Raw genomic sequence first — 16,788 nt, 5'->3', positions numbered from 1 at the left:
GCCCATTGTCCGGGACGCAGCCAGAAAGAGACTGAAACTTGCCCCTGATCCAGATCCTTGCCACCGTCGCCGCCGGTGCCGGCGAACCCAGTCTCCGGCCCGGCCTCGACGCTGACCAGGTTTCGCCCGGCCCCTGGGGCTTCTTCTTCACCTTTGGCCTCGCGGCCGTGGTGGTTTTCCTGATCTGGGACATGAGCCGGCGCATCCGGCGGGTGCGCTACCGCGCCCAGGTGGAGGAGAGCGGCGGCCAGGATTCGCCCCCGGCCGGGCCTGAAGCGTCCGGGCAGGCGGGCCCCGCCGGCGGGGGCGGGTACGCCGACGGCGGCGGCACCGAAACGGGGAGCACTAACGAACGCAGCGGCCGCTCGGGCCGCCCGGACCGCCGGGAGTAACCATGGCCGGCAGACTGCGCTCGGAGGCTTCGGCCTACTTGCGCCAGCATGCCGGGAACCCGGTGGACTGGTGGCCGTTCGGTGACCAGGCCTTTGAACAGGCACGTCTGCGCGACGTGCCTGTTTTCATTTCGATCGGCTATGCGGCGTGCCACTGGTGCCATGTGATGGCCGGTGAGTCCTTCGAGGACGAGGTCACGGCCCGGTACCTGAACGAGCATTTCATTCCGGTCAAGGTGGACCGGGAGGAACGCCCGGACGTGGACAACGTCTACATGGCGGCCACGCAGCTGATGACCGGCCAGGGCGGCTGGCCGATGAGCGTCTTTACCCTGCCCGACGGCCGGGCCTTCTACGCCGGCACCTACTTCCCGCCGCGCCCGCTGCCGGGCCAGCCATCCTTCCGCCAGGTGCTCCAGGCGGTTCATGAAGCCTGGGAGCAGCGCCGGGACGCCGTTGAAACCACTGGCGCCTCGCTGGCCGAGGCCCTCGCGCAGGCGGGGGAAGCCAACCGTGAGCTCCTCGGGGACCTCACTCAGGGGTCCGACGACGCCGCCGAGCGGTCCCGCGATCCCGTGCAGGGACCCGTGCAGGTGTCCACGGGCGGCTGGGGTGCGGGCCGCCCGGTCCTCGAGCAGGCCGTCGAGGTCCTGGCGCGGCAGGAGGACACCGTCTTCGGCGGGTTTGGCGCGGCACCCAAATTTCCGCCCTCGGCCGTGCTGCACTTCCTGCTCCGGCATGCCGCGGCCTCGCGGTCCGACACGGCCGGCCAGGCCGCCGCGCTATCGTCGCGGACGCTGCAGGCCATGGCCGGGTCCGCGTTGTACGACCAGGTGGAGGGCGGCTTTGCCCGCTACGCAGTGGACCGTCAGTGGTCCGTGCCGCACTTCGAAAAAATGCTCTACGACAATGTCCAACTGCTGCGCGTGTACGCCCAATGGGCCTTCCAGTCTTCGGTCGGGGCCGAGAGGGACCTGGGGCGCGCGGTCACGGCCGGCACGGCGGACTGGATGGTGGGCCGGCTGCGGTTGGCGCACGGCGGGTTTGCGTCCTCGCTCGACGCCGACACCGTCGTCGACGGTGTCCACCACGAAGGCGCAACCTACCTGTGGTCTCCGGCAGAGCTGCGGGAGCTGCTCGGCGCCGACGACGGCGGCTGGGTTGCCTCCGTGATGGGCGTGCGCGAGCGGGGCAACGTCACCGCCACCGGCTCGACCTTGCACCCGGGACGACTGCTGGAACCGGACGAGCGGCAGCGGTGGGAAGGGCTGCGTCCGGTGCTGCTGGCCGCCCGGCAGGAACGGCCGCAGCCGGAGCGGGATGAAAAAGTCGTCGCCGGGTGGAACGGCCTGGCCGTAGCCGGGCTGGCCGAAGCCGGCGAGTTGCTGGGGCGGCCCGAGCTGACCGCCGCCGCGGTGGCCGCCGCGGAGTACCTGCTGGCCGTGCACCTGGACGGCTCCGGCCGGCTTGCCCGGGTGTCGCACAACGGCACTGCCCAGCACTTCGAAGGCTTGCTGGAGGACTACGCCGGCTGCGCGGAGGGGCTGTTCTCGCTGTATGCGGCCACCGGGGAGCCCCGCTGGTATGCCGCCGCGGAAGCGCTGGTGCTGCGCGCGGAGGAGCTGTTCCTGCACGCGGGACAGCTGAGCGACCAGGCGGCCCCCGCCGCCCAGGTGGCTGCCGCCGCCGGATCCGTACCGCCCGCGGATCCGCTCGAGAGCGCCACTCCCAGCGGCACCGGCCTGTTGGCCGGCGCGTTGGCCACCTATGCCGCGTACAGCGGCTCCGCCCGGCACCGGGAGCTGGCGGGCCGGCTGCTGGGTTACCTGGAGCGCATTGCCGTGCGCGCCCCGCGTGCCGCCGGGTGGGGCCTGGCCGCTGCGCAGGCACTGGCGGCGGGGCCGGTAGAGCTGGCGGTCACGGGGGCTCCGGGCGCGGCCGCCGAACTCATAGCCGCGGCGCGCGCAACCGGCAGCCCGGGCCTGGTTGTCGCGCGTTCCGGAGAGGCCCGGCCGCCGGAGGGGACGCCGCCGCTGCTGGCTGATAAGCCCGCCCCGGCTGAAGGTGCGCTGGCTTACGTGTGCCGCGCGATGGTATGCCGGCGGCCGGTGGCAACCGTCGACGGACTGCTCGCCGAGCTGGGCGCGGGAGCAGGCTGAGTCCGGCACTTTTTCCGGACGCCCGTGGTGAGAGTCAACCGGAGTTGCCGAGCACCGCGATCATGATGGCGAGGTAATGGCAGGCGAAAGCCACCACGGTGCAGGCATGGAACAGCTCGTGGAAGCCGAACCAGGTGGGAGAGAAATCCGGCCGCTTGATCCCGTACACCACCGCACCGCCGATGTAGAGGACCCCTCCCGCGCAGATCAGGACCGCCGCGGGCACGCTGGCAGCGAAAAAGTCGGGCAGGTAGAACAGCGCGGCCAGCCCGAGTGCGCAATAAACCGGGACGTACAGCCAGCGCGGGGCGTGGGGCCACAACACCCGGAACCCGACGCCGGCGATGGCGCCGGCCCAGATCAGCCACAGCAGCAACGTGGCCTTCGCCGGCTCCAACAGTGACCAGGCCAGCGGCGTGTACGTTCCGGCGATGACCAGCATGATGTTGGTGTGGTCCAGGCGCTTGAGCACCAGCTTGACGTGCGGGCTCCAGTTGCCGCGGTGGTAGACGGCGCTGACCCCGAAGAGCAGCAGGCCCGTGACGGCGTAGACCGCGCAGGCCCATTTGGCCGCTGCCGTTGGTGCCAGCGCCACGAGGACAATCCCGGCCACCAGGGCCAGCGGGGTGGCCCCTGCATGCAGCCAGCCGCGGAACTTCGGCTTGATGTTGAGCGCGTCGGCTACCTGCTCCACGGCCCGCTCGACGGGGCCGTCCGTCGCCTCCCGCCGGGCGGCGGAATCCTCGTAGCCGCCCCGGTAACCGGAGGGCCCGGAGGCGGCGCCGTGTTCACTCATGCGGTTATTCTAGCGGCCGCCGCCACCCCTTGTTACCGGCCGGTAACAAGGGGTGGCGCGGAACGGGCCGGGCGGGGGGATAGAATTCTAAGTCGTGAACGGGCGATCAGGAAGGCGGGGTGCGGTGTCTCTTCCCGGCGTCCTGTACCGCCTGTACGAGCGGCGGCTGCAGCGTTCGCTGGCGCCCGACCGTATCCCGGGCCACATCGGTGTGGTGGTCGACGGCAATCGGCGCTGGGCCAGGCTGGCCGGGGCGCCCACCCGGGAAGGGCACCAGGCCGGAGCCGACAAGATCCTGGAGTTTTTGGGCTGGTGCGGCGACCTGGGCATCAAGGTGGTCACGCTCTACATGCTGTCCACGGACAACATGGGCCGTTCGGAAGACGAGTTGCGCGAACTGCTGGGTGTCATCGGCAACACCTTGGACCGGTTGGGCGAAGGCAAGAACGTGCGCGTCCATCCCGTCGGCGCGCTGGAGACGCTCCCGGCCGACCTGGCGGCCAAACTCAGCGATCTGGGGGAGCAGACCGCGGGGGTTAACGGCGTTCACGTGAACGTGGCCGTGGGCTACGGCGGCCGCCGGGAAATCGTTGACGCGGTCAAGGGCCTGCTCCGCCATGCCGACGCCGAGGGCAAGAGCCTGGCCGACGTTGCGGATGCGCTGGCGGTCGAGGACATCTCCGGCTATCTCTACACCAGCGGCCAGCCGGACCCGGACCTGGTCATCAGGACCTCGGGCGAACAGCGGCTCTCCGGCTTCCTGATGTGGCAAAGCGCTTACAGCGAATACTACTTCTGCGAGGCCCTGTGGCCGGATTTCCGGCGCCTGGACTTCCTGCGCGCGCTCCGCGACTACGCCAGCCGGCAGCGCCGTTTCGGCGCCTGACGCGGCCGGCGAAGCGGACGGCGGGCCGGCGTCGTTCCTGTTACGCAGAATTCATTGAAACGATTTCTTCCGGGGCCTTGTCTTAGTGAATTACATCCGCGTAATTTGGGACTATCAGTCGGCAAAACCGCAGATTGATCGGGAGGCCACCAGTTTGATGCGCATAGCGAAAGCCGCATCGGGGGAGGCCGGTTCCGGCCTGGTGGCCCTACCGTCCACGCCCCGCTTCACACAGTCGGAGCCGTCGTGCTCCGGACGGGAGCAAGCATGACCGCCACCAAGAATCCGCACCCAGCCCCCACGACCGGACCCGGGAAGCAGCCCGCCGCTGCCACCTCGTCCGGTCGTTCTGTTTCCGCCGGGGAAGCGGAAACAACCCGGGCGTCGTATGTCCTGGACACCTCCGTGCTGCTGTCCGATCCGCGGGCACTGCTGCGCTTCGCCGAGCACGAGGTGATCCTGCCGGTGGTGGTGATCACCGAGTTGGAAGGAAAGCGGCACGACCCGGAGCTGGGCTACTTTGCCCGCCAGGCACTGCGCCTGCTGGACGACCTGCGCGTACAGCACGGCGGCCTGGACCAGGCCATACCGCTGGGGGCGGAGGGCGGCACCCTGCGGGTGGAGCTCAACCATGTTTCGTCCGACGTGCTGCCGGCCGGATTCCGCGGCGGCGACAACGACAGCAGAATTCTGGCCGTGGCCAAGAACCTGGCCGTCGAGGGCCGCAACGTCACCGTGGTCTCCAAGGACCTGCCCCTGCGGGTGAAAGCGTCGGCGCTGGGGCTTCGTGCGGACGAGTACCGCAACGAATTGGTCAAAGACTCCGGCTGGACCGGCGTGGCCGAGCTGGATGTGGCCGACGACGACGTGACCGCGCTGTATGGACACGAGCCGGTGTTCATCCCGGAGGCGGCGGAGCTGCCCGCCAACACGGGACTGGTGCTGCTGTCCACCCGCGGGTCGGCCCTCGGCCGGGTGGGGGCCGACAAACAGGTGCGCCTGGTCAAGGGCGACCGCGACGTGTTCGGTTTGCACGGACGCTCCGCGGAACAGCGGCTGGCCATCGACCTGCTGATGGACCCGGAGGTAGGGATAGTCTCGCTCGGCGGACGGGCCGGTACCGGCAAGTCCGCCCTGGCGCTGTGCGCCGGGCTGGAGGCGGTGCTGGAGCGGCGCGAGCACCGGAAGGTGGTGGTGTTCCGGCCGCTGTACGCCGTCGGCGGCCAGGAACTCGGGTACCTGCCGGGCTCGGAAGCCGAAAAAATGAATCCGTGGGCCCAGGCGGTGTTCGACACGCTCGGCGCCCTGGTTTCGACCGAGGTGGTCGAGGAAGTCATGGACCGCGGCATGCTGGAAGTGCTGCCGCTGACCCACATCCGCGGCCGCTCGCTGCACGACTCGTTTGTGGTGGTGGATGAGGCGCAATCGCTGGAGAAGAACGTGCTGCTGACGGTGATGAGCCGGATCGGCCAGAACTCCAAGATCGTCCTCACCCACGACGTGGCGCAGCGTGACAACCTGCGGGTCGGGCGCCACGATGGCATCGCCGCCGTCGTGGAAACGCTCAAGGGACACCCGCTCTTCGGTCACGTCACGCTGACACGGTCCGAGCGCTCGCCCATCGCGGCCCTGGTCACGGAGCTGCTGGAGGGCGCCGAGATCTAGCCTGCGGCCTTCGCGTCCAGGGGCGGGAAGCGGGCTGCCGCAGCGTGGCCCGCTTTCCGCCGAAGGCAGCCGGCCGATCGCCGCCTCGCCGCACCGGGGGTTGCCGCCGGCTGCGCCCCGGCAGGCGCCATGCAACTATTGCCCGGCAGGAAAGGCCATGACGATCCGGGTACCGGCGCCGGGGGCGGATTCAACGTGCAGCGTACCGTCGGCCTCGCGGACGGTGTCGCGCATGATCCGGAGGCCGATGTGTCCGGCCCGCCGGGCGGCGTCTGGAGTGAAGCCGACGCCGTCGTCGACGACCTCCAGCACCACTGCCTTGTCGGACTGCCTCAGCGAAACCTTGACCAGCCGGGCGGACGCATGCTTGGAAGCATTGGTCACGGCTTCACGTGCCGCCCGGTAGAGCAAATCGGGGCAGGCGAGGGCGGCGGGCTCGGGGAAGTCGATCTCCAGTTGCCAGCCCGCTCCCCGTTGGCGGACCAGCACACCCAATCCGTCGAGCGCGGCCGGGAGGCCCTCGGCCGACAGGTCGGGCGGGTACAACGTCAGCGTGATCCGGCGCAAGTCGTCGATGCTGCCCTTCACAATATCCCGTGCCAGCGCATGGAAGTCGCTGTCCGAAGCGGTCTGCTGCTGTTCCCGCGCTTCCAGGCTGTAGGCCAGCCCCGCCAGCTCCTGGATGACGCCGTCGTGGAGGGTCCGGGCCAAACGCCGGCGTTCCTCCTCCGAGGCCGCAATCGATTTCTGCAGCAGTCCACGCCGGATTTCACTGGCCTTCCGCATGCGGCGCGCCATTCGAAGGGCCGGTCCAAGCTGGAGAAACTGCAGCACGGCCAACGCGACGAGGATGACGGGCAGGATGCCCAGCATCTCGTCCTGCATGCGGTTGATTTCGTTCGCCGGGTGAGACAGTTCGAAGATGTAGTCATTTCCATCGCCGGCCTGTGCCCGCACATACACGTTGACCAGCTCGGCGCGGCCCAGCCCGAAGATGTTGCCGCCGGGGGGATCTTCGACGACGCTGACGGGGGCATCCTCCTGCAACCGGGCCAGGAGCTGGGCCGGCAGGTCGATCTGCTGTCCGATCAGTTCATCGACGTCGGAATAGACAATCGAGCCGTCGAGATCCCGGACCGTGACCCGCAGAATGTGGCCGTCGTCGATCATCGGGTCCACTTCGCTGTCCAATTCGGCCAAGGCCTCCGGAACCCCGGCCAGCGCCGCCTCCGTGAGGTCCTGGGCGAATTGGTGGTCGACGATTTGTGTGGTGCGTTCCGCGGCGTGGAGGAGGGCATGGTCGGCAGCCAGCGAGCGGGCGACCATGATCACCGGCACCGTGACGATGATCAGTGCCGCAAGCCCCGACAGTGCGAAGCGGCGCAGGGCCGCCTGCATTTCCGAGGGCTTCCGGCGGCGGGACCCAGAGGGTGTTTCAGCGAGGATGCTGCGCCGGTCCTGCGCAGCCACGTCAACGACCATGCCCGCCGTCCAGCAGTTCCAGCCGCTGGGCGGTGGCGACGGCTTCCAGCTGTGAATGTGCGCCTAGCTTGGCCAGGATCGACTTCACGTAGCCCCTGCACGTGTGCGGGGATATCCCCAGCCTCCGGGAATTGGTGCGGACGTCGTTGCCTGCTGCCATGAGGGCCAATACCTGGTGCTCGCGTTTGGTCAGGGCAGGCCTGTCCACTGCCGTGGCCGGTGGAGCGGTGACGTATCGAGTGAGCGCGGACGGGTAGACCGACATGCTGCCGCTCCTGGCGTTCCGGACCGCCTCAAGCAGCGTTGACAGGGAACCGTCTTTGGGCAGGAAGCCGCAAAGACCCGAGGCGGCGGCGCGCGCCAGTACATTCAGCGACGGGTTACCGGTCAACAAGATGATTCGGGTCTCCGGGGCAGCCTGCAGGATTTGCTCGGCCGCGCCGACCCCGTCACCGTCGGGCAGGTGGTAGTCCATGATGACCACGTCGGGCCGGGCCCGGCGGCACAAGGCAACCGCCTCGCTCACACCGGCGGCGCTGCCCACATTGACCAGATCCGCTTCCCGGTCCAGCGCATCAGACAGCAACTCCGCGAAGGTCGTGTGATCATCCACGACGGCGATGCGTAGTTTTTGCTCCCCCAAAGAGCTCACTCCAGTTCCCCAACTCAAGACACAAAGGACTTGACCCCACCTCGAGTATGCACGGCGCGCGCCGGGAAGTACATATCGGGGCCGGCGGGGTCACCCGGCCTCAGCTGGCTGCGAGCGCCTTGCGCAGGAACGAGCTGACGATGTCTCCCGCCGCCATGTACTGGGGTCCGGCCGTGGCGTCGACTGTTAAGTGTTCCTTCCGGTGCTTTGCTGCGGGCGGGGTCAGCCGTTCGTTGAGCAGCAGCAGCGCCGCCAGGACTTCCGAAAGGCCCGACTGGGCGTCAGCGGTGGCCTTCAGCAGCCGCACGTGGATCTCCTGAAGGGCCGGGCCGGGGGCACAACCGAGGTCGCGGCCGAACAACCGCCGGCACCGTTCGTAGGCCTGCAACCCGTCGGCATGCCGTCCGCAAAGCTCCAGGCTACGGATCAGGACTGTCCACGCCGCTTCATTCAGCGGAGAAGCAGCAACGCACCGCTGGGCCCAGAGCACGGCGTCGTCGGGCCGATGCAAGGCCAGCGCGGCCTCCGCAGCCAATTGTTGGGCGTGCTGCACCGTTTCCGCATGGCCGGAACGGGCCTCGTCCGCCCAATCGGGAGTCAGTTCGTCGCCCAGCAGCGGCTCCGACGCGAGGGACAACGCCTCGGCCAGCAAGGGGTAGGCCCTCGGCGGTTCGGCAAACTCGGCGGCCCGCACCAGGGCCTGGAAGCGGTGCAGGTCGACGTCGACCATGTCCCGGTCGATCATGTAGCCGCCGTTGGCTGTGCGCAGCGGCCCCGTCTTTGCGCAGCCAGGCTGCAGGTTGCGCCGCAGGATGCTGACATAGCTCTCCAACGTGGCCAGCGCTTCACCCGGGGCACGGCCGCCCCACAAGAGGTGCACCAGCCGGTCCTTCGACATCGGCGAACCAACGTTCAACAGCAGGATTTCCAGCACCTGACGCGGCTTCGGGCCGCCCAGTTTGTCGGCGGTCAACACGGTTTCGCCGCGACGGATCCGTAAGTTTCCGATCACTTGCACGGCCATGGGCATGGCCCATCCACTCAATTGCTCCACGATTCCCCCTCGCAGCACGCACCCCCCAATGAGTGCACTACCATCGTGCGCTGACTCCCCGACGGCGGGACAGCCTCGCCTGAGGGGTGCCGATACCCCTAATGTGAGGGGGACCGGGACGGCACCGGCTTTTTCCAAGGATGAATGGGGACTCTGGACTCGTGACCCCGGTGGCTTCGGCGCTGCACCTCACGGCCGGCCGGGCGCCGCCGGGCCCTGGCCCCACCCCTCAACGCCAGGGCCCGGCCGCGCGCCCTGCACCGTCCGGACGACCGGAGAGCCACCGGGCGCGCTCCGCCGCGCCCTCAGGCGGGATGCGGGCGCACCGGCCAGGGAATGTGCTCCCGCACGTCGGTGAGGTTCATGCTGACCTCGAGGAACAGGTCGTCGAGCATGTATTCGTCCACTCCGAGGATGGTCAACGAATGACCGCCGCCCTGTTGAGGCCCGTCCATGGCAACCGCGGAAACACAGACGCCGGTCCGCCAGTCGACCCGCACCTCGGTGCGGCCCTCGGGAAGCAGCGGATGGCCGGCGTCGTACGGTACATACGTCTGGTTGGGCGAGACGACCGCCTCCAGCGCCTTCCGGCCCTGGTGCTCGACCTCCCGCAGTTCATGGATCTCCACGGGGTTGGCGAAGGGCGCCTCATAGGCCACCGGCGCGCTGCCGGCCAGCTCAACCGGATCCAGCATCGCGGACCAGCGCCCGTTGCCGAAGACCGGCTCACCGTAGGCGGCCTCGGGCCGGCGGCGCACCAGATGGATGTCGTTGAATACCGGAGTGACCAGATGCGGAGGCAACAGCCATGACTTGCGTGTCGCGCTGACGTAGAAACCGTCCCGGGAGTCGTTGATGCCGGTGGTGCTGTACAGCAGCCTGCCGTCGGCCGACTCGACCCGAAGCGCTCCGGGGCGCCGGGTCCACGCACGCAGCATGCCGCCGGAAGCGTCCGGCTCCGGCGCATCCGGGTGGACGGCCCGGAGCTCGAACCGCAGCGATTCCCACTTCCACGGGGAAGAACGGCAGAGGCACCTGAAGGTCTCCGCGTTGCCGGCGGCGTCGCCGGCCTTGAGCACGCTCCCGCCGTTCATATGCACAGTGTAGCCGTCGGCTCCTGCGGATCAGGCGAGTGCAGTAGGTTGGGTCCATGGTCGAGCAACTGGCGCTGCTGTGGCCCGGCCATGCATTCGCGTTTTGGATGCTGTTGGCCGCCGGCGGTTATCTGCTGGTGATCGGAACCCGGCTCAGCTGGATCGACCTGAGGACGCACCGGCTGCCGAACCGCATCATTTTCCCGGCCTATGCGGTGTCCGGAGTGCTGCTGCTCGCGGCCTCCCTCGCAGGCTACGAAGCCAGCATGTTCTGGCGGGTGCCGGCCGGCGGCGCACTGCTCTGGGTCTTCTATTTCGCCGTGCGACTTATTTATCCGGCCGGCATGGGATTCGGCGACGTCAAACTGGCCGGGGTGCTGGGGATGTACCTGGGCTACCTGGGGTTTGAACACCTGCTGCTGGGCACGTTCGCGGCCTTCCTGTTGGGCGGCGCGTACGGGGTGTTGCTGGTGGTGCTGCGGCGCGGAACGCTGCACAGCGACATTCCATTCGGGCCGTTCATGATCGCCGGCACGTGGGCGGCGCTGCTGCTGCCTTCGTAGCCGCGAAGCGCGGGTCAACGACGCGCGGGGCGTCCCGGAATTTGTCCGCCGAGCCTATTGGATATCGGAGTCGGGAGGGGGCAGGACGAACTGCCGGTCTTCGTCCACGGACTCGACGCCCTCGATTCCGGCAACAGCGGCACGCTGTCCCTCCGGCAATGAACCGGTAATCATGCCCAGGGATGACAACACGTTTTCCACCCGCATGCCGCCGGCTGCCAACTGCTCGGCAATCCGCCCGGTATCGGAGAGGTAGTCGTGGCGCACCGTCACGGTGATCTGCATACCCCCATGATAGGTCCGGCGGCCCCTCCCGGGGGAAGCGGGTCACTGCGGGGCAAGAACCAGCCCTGCCCCGACGTCGACGGAGGGCACGGGCAGCCGCTCCGCTTCCTGCACCAGCGTGGCCCACAGTTCCAGGCCGCGCCGGCCGGTAGCCTCTGACCACAGGGCCGCCACGCCGGCGGCGTGGGGCGTCGCCATGCTGGTGCCGCTGATGGTGTTGTAACGCTTCGGCATGGGCCAGGACGAATACACCTGGAACCCGGGACCGGCACAGTCCACCTGCCCGCCGCGCAGGGGGAGGCTGCGGGCGGAAAAGAACGCGACCTCCAGGGCCTGGTCCAGCGCGGCCACCCCCATGATGAACGGGCTGTTGGCCGGGGCGCCGACGAACCCGAACTCGCCCTTCCGGCGGTCGGCATTGTTTCCCGCGGCGGCGATGATCAGGGACCCCTGCTCCAGCGCCCGGCTCCCGGCGGCCGTGTAGGGCGGGTGGATTTGTGCGACGTCGGCTCCCAGGGACATGGAGATGACGGCACAGCCGTTGCCCACGGCCCAGTCGATCCCGGCGAGGATGCCGGCGTCGGTCCCCGAACCGGCGTTGCTGAGGACCTTGCCGGCGAAGATCTCCGCTTCGTGGGCCACGCCGTAGCGCGGGCCGGTGCCGGGGGACTTGGGGCCGCACGCGGTCCCGATGCAGTGCGTGCCGTGGCCGTGTCCGTCCTGCGGCGGCTCGCCCGGGATGAAGGAGGCGCTGGTGATGCTCCGTCCGGCGAAATCCGGATGCGTCTCGTCGAACCCGGTGTCCAGCACGGCTACGCGCACGCCTTGCCCGGAATAGGGCGACGAGACGGCCCTGGTGGCCTGCTGTCCCCAGGTGAAATTGTTGTTGTCGGCGAAGCCCGCCGGTGCGGGGCCCGCTTCGTAGCGTTCGTGCCGTCGCGCGGCGAGCCTGCCGGACAGGTCGGTCACGCCGTCGCGGTAGCCGGCGGCGTAGTCATCGGCCGGACCGAGCACGTCGTGGATGAGTTCCGGCGAGACCGAGAGGACACGGTGCCGGGCAGCGGTACTGACTTGGAGCGAGCTGATTTGGTCCGGGCCGGCAGCGACGACGGCGATGCCCAGGTTTGCGAAGACCGTTGCGTCGGCGCCGGAGGCCGCGTCCGGGTCCACCCCGCGGGTGCCGAAATCGCGGCTGTCCGCGACATTCGACAGGCCGGCGGCGTCGGCCAGGAGGCCGGCACACTCGTCGGATGGGCCGTAAAAGACGACGATAAAGCGTCCGGTGGTCTTCGGCTGCCCGGGCACGGAATAGTCGGCCGTCGCCAGGGACGGGGGCTGCGAATCGCCAATCACGGAGACCTCCTGGACACTCTTCCACCGTGTCCCCGACGGGCCGGCCGGCGGCCCTGGATGGGCCGTTCACCCGCCGTCCACGGGGACGTGTGCGCCTCATCCTAGTCCCGGAGGCCGACGGTTCAAGGTTCAGGCAATCGTTTCAGCCGGTCGGGGCCAAAAAAGGCAGCAGGGCCCCGTCCTGACGCCGATCCGGCCCGGGTGAGCGGCGGCCGGCGGCGCCGTGCACGCTGAAGGGCGCCCCCGCCGAAGCAAGAGCGCCCTTCAGGATCCGCGATGGACCGGCCTGCTATTTGGCCTGCGGCGGGACGGTCATCGAGAGCACGTCCAGCGCAGAATCCAGCTGCTCTTCGGTCAGTTCGCCGCGCTCCAGGAAGCCAAGGGCCACAACCGACTCGCGCACGGTCAGGCCTTCCTGGACCGAGTGCTTGGCGATCTTGGCGGCGTTTTCGTAGCCGATGAACTTGTTCAGCGGGGTCACGATCGAGGGGGAGGCCTCGGCCAGGAAGCGGGCGCGCTCCACGTTGGCGGTCAGCCCGTCGATCATCTTGTCCGCCATGACGCGCGAGGTGTTCGCCAGCAGGCGTATGGACTCGAGCAGGTTGGCGGCCATCACCGGGATGCCCACGTTCAGCTCAAAGGCGCCGTTGGTGGAGGACAGGGCGATGGTGGTGTCGTTGCCGACGACCTGGGCGGCAACCATGATCGCCGCCTCGCAGATCACCGGGTTGACCTTGCCGGGCATGATCGAAGAACCCGGCTGCAGGTCGGGGATGGCGATTTCGCCCAGGCCGGTGTTCGGGCCCGAACCCATCCAGCGCAGGTCGTTGTTGATCTTCATGAACGCGTAGGCGATGTTGCGCAGCTGCCCGGAGGCCTCGATCAGGCCGTCGCGGTTGGCCTGGGCCTCGAAGTGGTTGCGGGCCTCCGTCAGCGGCAGGCCGGTGTCGGCGGCCAGCAGTTCGATTACGCGCTGCGGGAAGCCGGCCGGGGTGTTGATGCCGGTGCCGACGGCGGTGCCGCCCAGCGGAACCTCGGCCACGCGCGGCAGTGATGCCTCGATGCGTTCGATGCCGTAGCGCACCTGGGCGGCGTAGCCACCGAATTCCTGCCCGAGGGTGACCGGCGTCGCGTCCATCAGGTGGGTGCGGCCGGACTTCACCACATCCTTGAACTCCTCGGCCTTGCGCTCCAGGGACGCGGCCAGGTAGTCCAGCGCGGGGATCAGCTCGTTGATCAAGGCCGAGGTGGCGGCCACGTGCACCGAGGTCGGGAAGACGTCGTTGGAGGACTGCGAGGCGTTGACGTGGTCATTCGGGTGAACCGTCTTGTCGCTGCCGGCGTCGCGCAGCGCACGGGTGGCCAGTTCGGCCAGGACCTCGTTCGTGTTCATGTTCGACGAGGTGCCGGAACCGGTCTGGAAAACGTCGATCGGGAAGTCGCCGTCGTACTTGCCCGTGGCTACTTCGTCCGCCGCCGCGGCGATGGCCTTGGCGAGCTCGCCGTCCAGCACGCCCAGTTCGGCGTTCGCGGTGGCCGCAGCCTTCTTGATCCGGGCCAGGGCCTCGATGTGGGCGCGCTCCAGCGTCTTGCCGGAGATCGGGAAGTTCTCGACGGCGCGCTGGGTCTGCGCACGGTAGAGGGCGTTGACCGGAACGCGGACCTCGCCCATGGTGTCGTGTTCGATGCGGTATTCAGCAGAATCAGCAGAAGTCATGGCTCCAAGCTTATGCCTGCGGCGCACCGGTTCCGAATTGTGTTGCGGCACGGTGGCGGCTTGGTTGAGGTGGCGCCGAGCGGGCCTGCGGCCCCCGGGGCGGGGCGTCCCGCCCCCGGGGCGCGGCTAGAGGGCCCCGTGCCCTGCGACGAGCTCGGCGCGGCCGTCCGCGAGCCGGTAGGCCACGCCGACGACGGCCGTGCGGCCGGCCTCGACCGCCTCGGAAATGGCCCGCGAACTGTCCAGCAGGCGTTCGGAGGACTGTCGGACGTTTTCGATCACCATGTCGTTGAGGTCCTCGAGGCCGGCACGCCGGGCGGCCAGCACCGACGGGGTGATCCGTTCCACGAGGTCCCGCAGGCCGCCGCGCGGCATTTCGCCGGTGTCAATCGTGTTCTTTGCCGCCGTCACGGCCCCGCAGCTGTCGTGGCCCAGGATGACAATCAACGGAACGTTGAGCACATCCACGCCGTACTCGAGCGATCCGATCACCGCGTCACCGAGGACGTGGCCGGCGGTGCGGACCACGAACGCATCGCCGAGTCCCAGGTCGAAAATGATTTCGGCGGCCAGCCGGGAGTCGGAACAGCCGAAGATGATGGCGAACGGATGCTGCTCGTTGACCAGCGAACTGCGCCGGGCGGCGTCCTGGTTCGGGTGGACTGACGTACCTGCCACAAAGCGGGCGTTGCCGTCGATGAGTTTTTGCCAGGCCTGGGCGGGAGTCAATGAGGTGGGCACGAAGCAACCTTACTGCTTCGTGCGTCCCTGCCCGTGCACCGGTTTCCGTGTCGGGGCGGGATTACTTGCTGTCCAGGTCTTCCACGATCGCGGTGGCCAGGACATCGAATTCGTCCAGCTCCGCGGTGCCGGTCAAGATGACGGTGAATCCGCCGTGCTCCAGCACGAGGCTGCGCTCGCCCGCGCCGGCGTCGCGCAGTTCCCAGGTGGCACCCGCTTCGCGGTCGCCGGTGACCGGCGCGTTGTCGGTTGCCTGGCCGACCCAGGTGGGGTTGGCTTTGTCGGTCTGGATCAGTCCGATGTACTCTTCGCCCGGCGTGATGTAGCCGACTTCCCACGCCGCCACCTGCGCGGTTCCCCCGGTATTCCACCGGGCGTAATTGGACGTCCAGCCCGCCGGGAGGTCGACGGCGAGCGGCAGGTAACCGGCCGTGGACTCGGCCTGCAGGGCGACCCCCGGGACGTCAATATTACGTTCGTAGACTCCGGGCTTGCTGCCCGGATTCAGGAACATCACCGGCAGCAGCACGGCGAGGGAGAGCCCCACGGCCATCAGCATGCCGACCACCGGAGCCTTCGCGCGGTTGGCCTGCTTGGCCGTCAGCACTGGCTTGACGGGCAACTCGGTCGATTCTTCGGGACGCGCTTCACTCACGGTTCCATGATCTCAGATGCCCGCCCCTGCGCGCACACGCCCGCGACGCCGGAACGGAGGGCGGGTCGGCCGGTCCGCGCGCTGGCCCCCGGGGCGGCGACGACTATGATCGAAAGCAATGGAAGATGTCCGCACCGCAGATGCATCCATCACGGCACCGCAGCCGGTGCTGTCTGAAGAGCTACTCGAAGATGAGGTCGAAGTGTCCCACGAAGCCCAGGCTGACCCCTTTTCCAACTTTCCGCCGTCCATGCGCGTCGGCGACAACGAGCCGGACCGAAACCTGGCGCTGGAACTGGTGCGCGTCACCGAAGCCGCGGCGATCGCCGGCGGCCACTGGGTCGGCTACGGGGACAAGAACGGTGCCGACGGCGCCGCCGTGGACGCCATGCGCGCGTTCCTGTCCACCGTCAGCTTCAACGGGGTGGTCGTCATCGGTGAGGGCGAAAAGGACGAGGCCCCGATGCTGTTCAACGGCGAAAAGGTCGGCGACGGCACCGGCGCCGAGTGCGACGTCGCCGTGGATCCGATCGACGGCACCCGGCTGACGGCGCTGGGCATCAACAACGCGCTCTCCGTGCTCGCGGTCTCCGAGCGCGGCACCATGTTCGACCCCTCGGCCGTGTTCTACATGGAGAAGCTGGTCACCGGCCCCGAAGCGGCGGACCTGGTGGACCTGCGGCTGCCCATCAAGCAGAACCTGCACCTGATCGCGAAGGCCAAGAACAAGAAGATCAACCAGATCAACGTGATGATCCTGGACCGCGACCGGCACAAGCCGTATGTCGAGGAGATCCGCGCCGCCGGCGCACGCACCAAGTTCATCATGGACGGCGACGTCGCCGGCGGCATCGCGGCCGCCCGCGAGGGCACCGACGTCGACGTCCTGATGGGCATCGGCGGCACCCCGGAGGGCATTGTGACGGCCTGCGCCATCAAGTCCTTGGGCGGCGTGATCCAGGGCCGGCTCTGGCCCACCACCGACGATGAAAAGCAGAAGGCCATCGACGCCGGCCACGACCTGGACCGGGTGCTGACCACCGATGACCTGGTCACCAGCGACAACTGCTTCTTCGTGGCCACCGGCATCACCGACGGTGACCTGCTGCGCGGCGTCCGCTACAAGAACCACAAGGTCCTCACGCAGTCGATCGTGATGCGCTCCAAGTCCGGCACCATCCGTTTCGTCGAGGGCGAGCACCAGGAATACAAGTGGGACCGCTTCGAGCGCAAGCTCTAGCGACCCGCAGCGAAGGAAAACCCCGCACCGGCCAGAGCCGGTGCGGGGTTTTCC

General features: G+C 68.6%; 16 protein-coding genes. 6 read left to right on the top strand and 10 right to left on the bottom strand.

Going from position 1 to position 16,788, the window contains the following annotated elements; all coding sequences use genetic code 11:
• The first annotated feature begins 38 nt into the window (after positions 1 to 38).
• Entirely contained in the window at positions 39 to 392 is a 354-nt protein-coding gene (locus AC5RVG_RS14510; protein ID WP_494014375.1) for a hypothetical protein, read from the top strand.
• Between the two features lie 2 nt (positions 393 to 394).
• Positions 395 to 2,551, top strand: coding sequence for a thioredoxin domain-containing protein (locus tag AC5RVG_RS14505; protein WP_494014374.1), 2,157 nt, complete (start codon positions 395 to 397; stop codon positions 2,549 to 2,551).
• 34 nt (positions 2,552 to 2,585) lie between these two features.
• Here AC5RVG_RS14505 and trhA read toward each other — a convergent pair whose 3' ends face one another.
• On the bottom strand, positions 2,586 to 3,347 hold the full coding sequence (gene trhA / locus AC5RVG_RS14500; protein WP_494014373.1) for a PAQR family membrane homeostasis protein TrhA: 762 nt from the start codon (positions 3,345 to 3,347) through the stop codon (positions 2,586 to 2,588).
• A gap of 124 nt (positions 3,348 to 3,471) precedes the next feature.
• Here trhA and AC5RVG_RS14495 point away from each other — a divergent pair, with 124 nt between their 5' ends.
• Together AC5RVG_RS14495 and phoH2 are read left to right on the top strand one after the other, a co-directional pair.
• Positions 3,472 to 4,233, top strand: coding sequence for an isoprenyl transferase (locus tag AC5RVG_RS14495; protein ID WP_494014372.1), 762 nt, complete (start codon positions 3,472 to 3,474; stop codon positions 4,231 to 4,233).
• Positions 4,234 to 4,500: 267 nt separating this feature from the next.
• Positions 4,501 to 5,898, top strand: coding sequence for an RNA 5'-3' helicase PhoH2 (gene phoH2 / locus AC5RVG_RS14490; protein WP_494014371.1), 1,398 nt, complete (start codon positions 4,501 to 4,503; stop codon positions 5,896 to 5,898).
• Between the two features lie 135 nt (positions 5,899 to 6,033).
• Here phoH2 and AC5RVG_RS14485 read toward each other — a convergent pair whose 3' ends face one another.
• The 4 genes from AC5RVG_RS14485 to AC5RVG_RS14470 all read right to left on the bottom strand — a co-directional run bounded on the left by AC5RVG_RS14485 (position 6,034) and on the right by AC5RVG_RS14470 (position 10,180).
• Positions 6,034 to 7,380: a sensor histidine kinase gene (locus AC5RVG_RS14485; RefSeq protein WP_494014370.1), complete on the bottom strand. Its 1,347-nt coding sequence runs from the start codon at positions 7,378 to 7,380 to the stop codon at positions 6,034 to 6,036.
• Complete coding sequence (locus tag AC5RVG_RS14480; RefSeq protein ID WP_494014369.1) at positions 7,370 to 8,032, bottom strand: response regulator; 663 nt, start codon at positions 8,030 to 8,032, stop codon at positions 7,370 to 7,372. The genes AC5RVG_RS14485 and AC5RVG_RS14480 overlap by 11 nt, the downstream gene beginning before the upstream one ends.
• Before the next feature lie 100 nt (positions 8,033 to 8,132).
• Positions 8,133 to 9,062: an AfsR/SARP family transcriptional regulator gene (locus AC5RVG_RS14475; protein ID WP_494014368.1), complete on the bottom strand. Its 930-nt coding sequence runs from the start codon at positions 9,060 to 9,062 to the stop codon at positions 8,133 to 8,135.
• A 329-nt stretch (positions 9,063 to 9,391) separates the two neighbouring features.
• Entirely contained in the window at positions 9,392 to 10,180 is a 789-nt protein-coding gene (locus AC5RVG_RS14470; RefSeq protein WP_494014367.1) for a hypothetical protein, read from the bottom strand.
• Positions 10,181 to 10,236: 56 nt separating this feature from the next.
• On the opposite strand from AC5RVG_RS14470, the gene AC5RVG_RS14465 reads away from it, so the two are divergent.
• Positions 10,237 to 10,743 carry a prepilin peptidase gene (locus tag AC5RVG_RS14465; RefSeq protein ID WP_494014366.1) on the top strand — a complete coding sequence of 169 codons (507 nt, stop codon included), beginning with the start codon at positions 10,237 to 10,239 and terminating at the stop codon, positions 10,741 to 10,743.
• Positions 10,744 to 10,797: 54 nt separating this feature from the next.
• Here the strand turns inward: AC5RVG_RS14465 and AC5RVG_RS14460 are convergent, their stop codons facing one another.
• From AC5RVG_RS14460 to AC5RVG_RS14440, 5 genes are all read right to left on the bottom strand, one after another.
• The gene (locus AC5RVG_RS14460; protein ID WP_494001455.1) at positions 10,798 to 11,028 is read right to left on the bottom strand and encodes a hypothetical protein; all 231 of its coding nucleotides are present in this window, start codon (positions 11,026 to 11,028) and stop codon (positions 10,798 to 10,800) included.
• Positions 11,029 to 11,070: 42 nt separating this feature from the next.
• Entirely contained in the window at positions 11,071 to 12,381 is a 1,311-nt protein-coding gene (locus AC5RVG_RS14455) for a S8 family serine peptidase (RefSeq protein ID WP_494014365.1), read from the bottom strand.
• 289 nt (positions 12,382 to 12,670) lie between these two features.
• Positions 12,671 to 14,098 (bottom strand): class II fumarate hydratase, encoded by a 1,428-nt coding sequence (locus tag AC5RVG_RS14450; RefSeq protein ID WP_494014364.1) that lies wholly within the window; start codon positions 14,096 to 14,098, stop codon positions 12,671 to 12,673.
• A gap of 126 nt (positions 14,099 to 14,224) precedes the next feature.
• Positions 14,225 to 14,839: a carbonic anhydrase gene (locus AC5RVG_RS14445; protein ID WP_493978642.1), complete on the bottom strand. Its 615-nt coding sequence runs from the start codon at positions 14,837 to 14,839 to the stop codon at positions 14,225 to 14,227.
• A gap of 61 nt (positions 14,840 to 14,900) precedes the next feature.
• Positions 14,901 to 15,494, bottom strand: a complete 594-nt coding sequence (locus AC5RVG_RS14440; protein ID WP_494014363.1) for a DUF4245 domain-containing protein — start codon at positions 15,492 to 15,494, stop codon at positions 14,901 to 14,903.
• 250 nt (positions 15,495 to 15,744) lie between these two features.
• On the opposite strand from AC5RVG_RS14440, the gene glpX reads away from it, so the two are divergent.
• Positions 15,745 to 16,734 (top strand): class II fructose-bisphosphatase, encoded by a 990-nt coding sequence (gene glpX, locus AC5RVG_RS14435; RefSeq protein WP_494014393.1) that lies wholly within the window; start codon positions 15,745 to 15,747, stop codon positions 16,732 to 16,734.
• The last annotated feature ends 54 nt before the right edge of the window (positions 16,735 to 16,788 follow it).

This window comes from Arthrobacter senegalensis (genome assembly GCF_059091765.1).
The sequence above is the reverse complement of the archived record's forward strand: the minus strand, read 5'-3'. Positions and strand labels throughout refer to the sequence as shown.

Coding starts and splice junctions, on each gene's coding strand:
- AC5RVG_RS14505 (WP_494014374.1), top strand. CDS start 395: ATGGCCGGCAGACTGCGCTCGGAGGCTTCGGCCTACTTGCGCCAGCAT.
- trhA (WP_494014373.1), bottom strand. CDS start 3,347: ATGAGTGAACACGGCGCCGCCTCCGGGCCCTCCGGTTACCGGGGCGGC.
- phoH2 (WP_494014371.1), top strand. CDS start 4,501: ATGACCGCCACCAAGAATCCGCACCCAGCCCCCACGACCGGACCCGGG.
- AC5RVG_RS14485 (WP_494014370.1), bottom strand. CDS start 7,380: ATGGTCGTTGACGTGGCTGCGCAGGACCGGCGCAGCATCCTCGCTGAA.
- AC5RVG_RS14475 (WP_494014368.1), bottom strand. CDS start 9,062: ATGCCCATGGCCGTGCAAGTGATCGGAAACTTACGGATCCGTCGCGGC.
- AC5RVG_RS14470 (WP_494014367.1), bottom strand. CDS start 10,180: ATGAACGGCGGGAGCGTGCTCAAGGCCGGCGACGCCGCCGGCAACGCG.
- AC5RVG_RS14465 (WP_494014366.1), top strand. CDS start 10,237: ATGGTCGAGCAACTGGCGCTGCTGTGGCCCGGCCATGCATTCGCGTTT.
- AC5RVG_RS14460 (WP_494001455.1), bottom strand. CDS start 11,028: ATGCAGATCACCGTGACGGTGCGCCACGACTACCTCTCCGATACCGGG.
- AC5RVG_RS14450 (WP_494014364.1), bottom strand. CDS start 14,098: ATGACTTCTGCTGATTCTGCTGAATACCGCATCGAACACGACACCATG.
- glpX (WP_494014393.1), top strand. CDS start 15,745: ATGCGCGTCGGCGACAACGAGCCGGACCGAAACCTGGCGCTGGAACTG.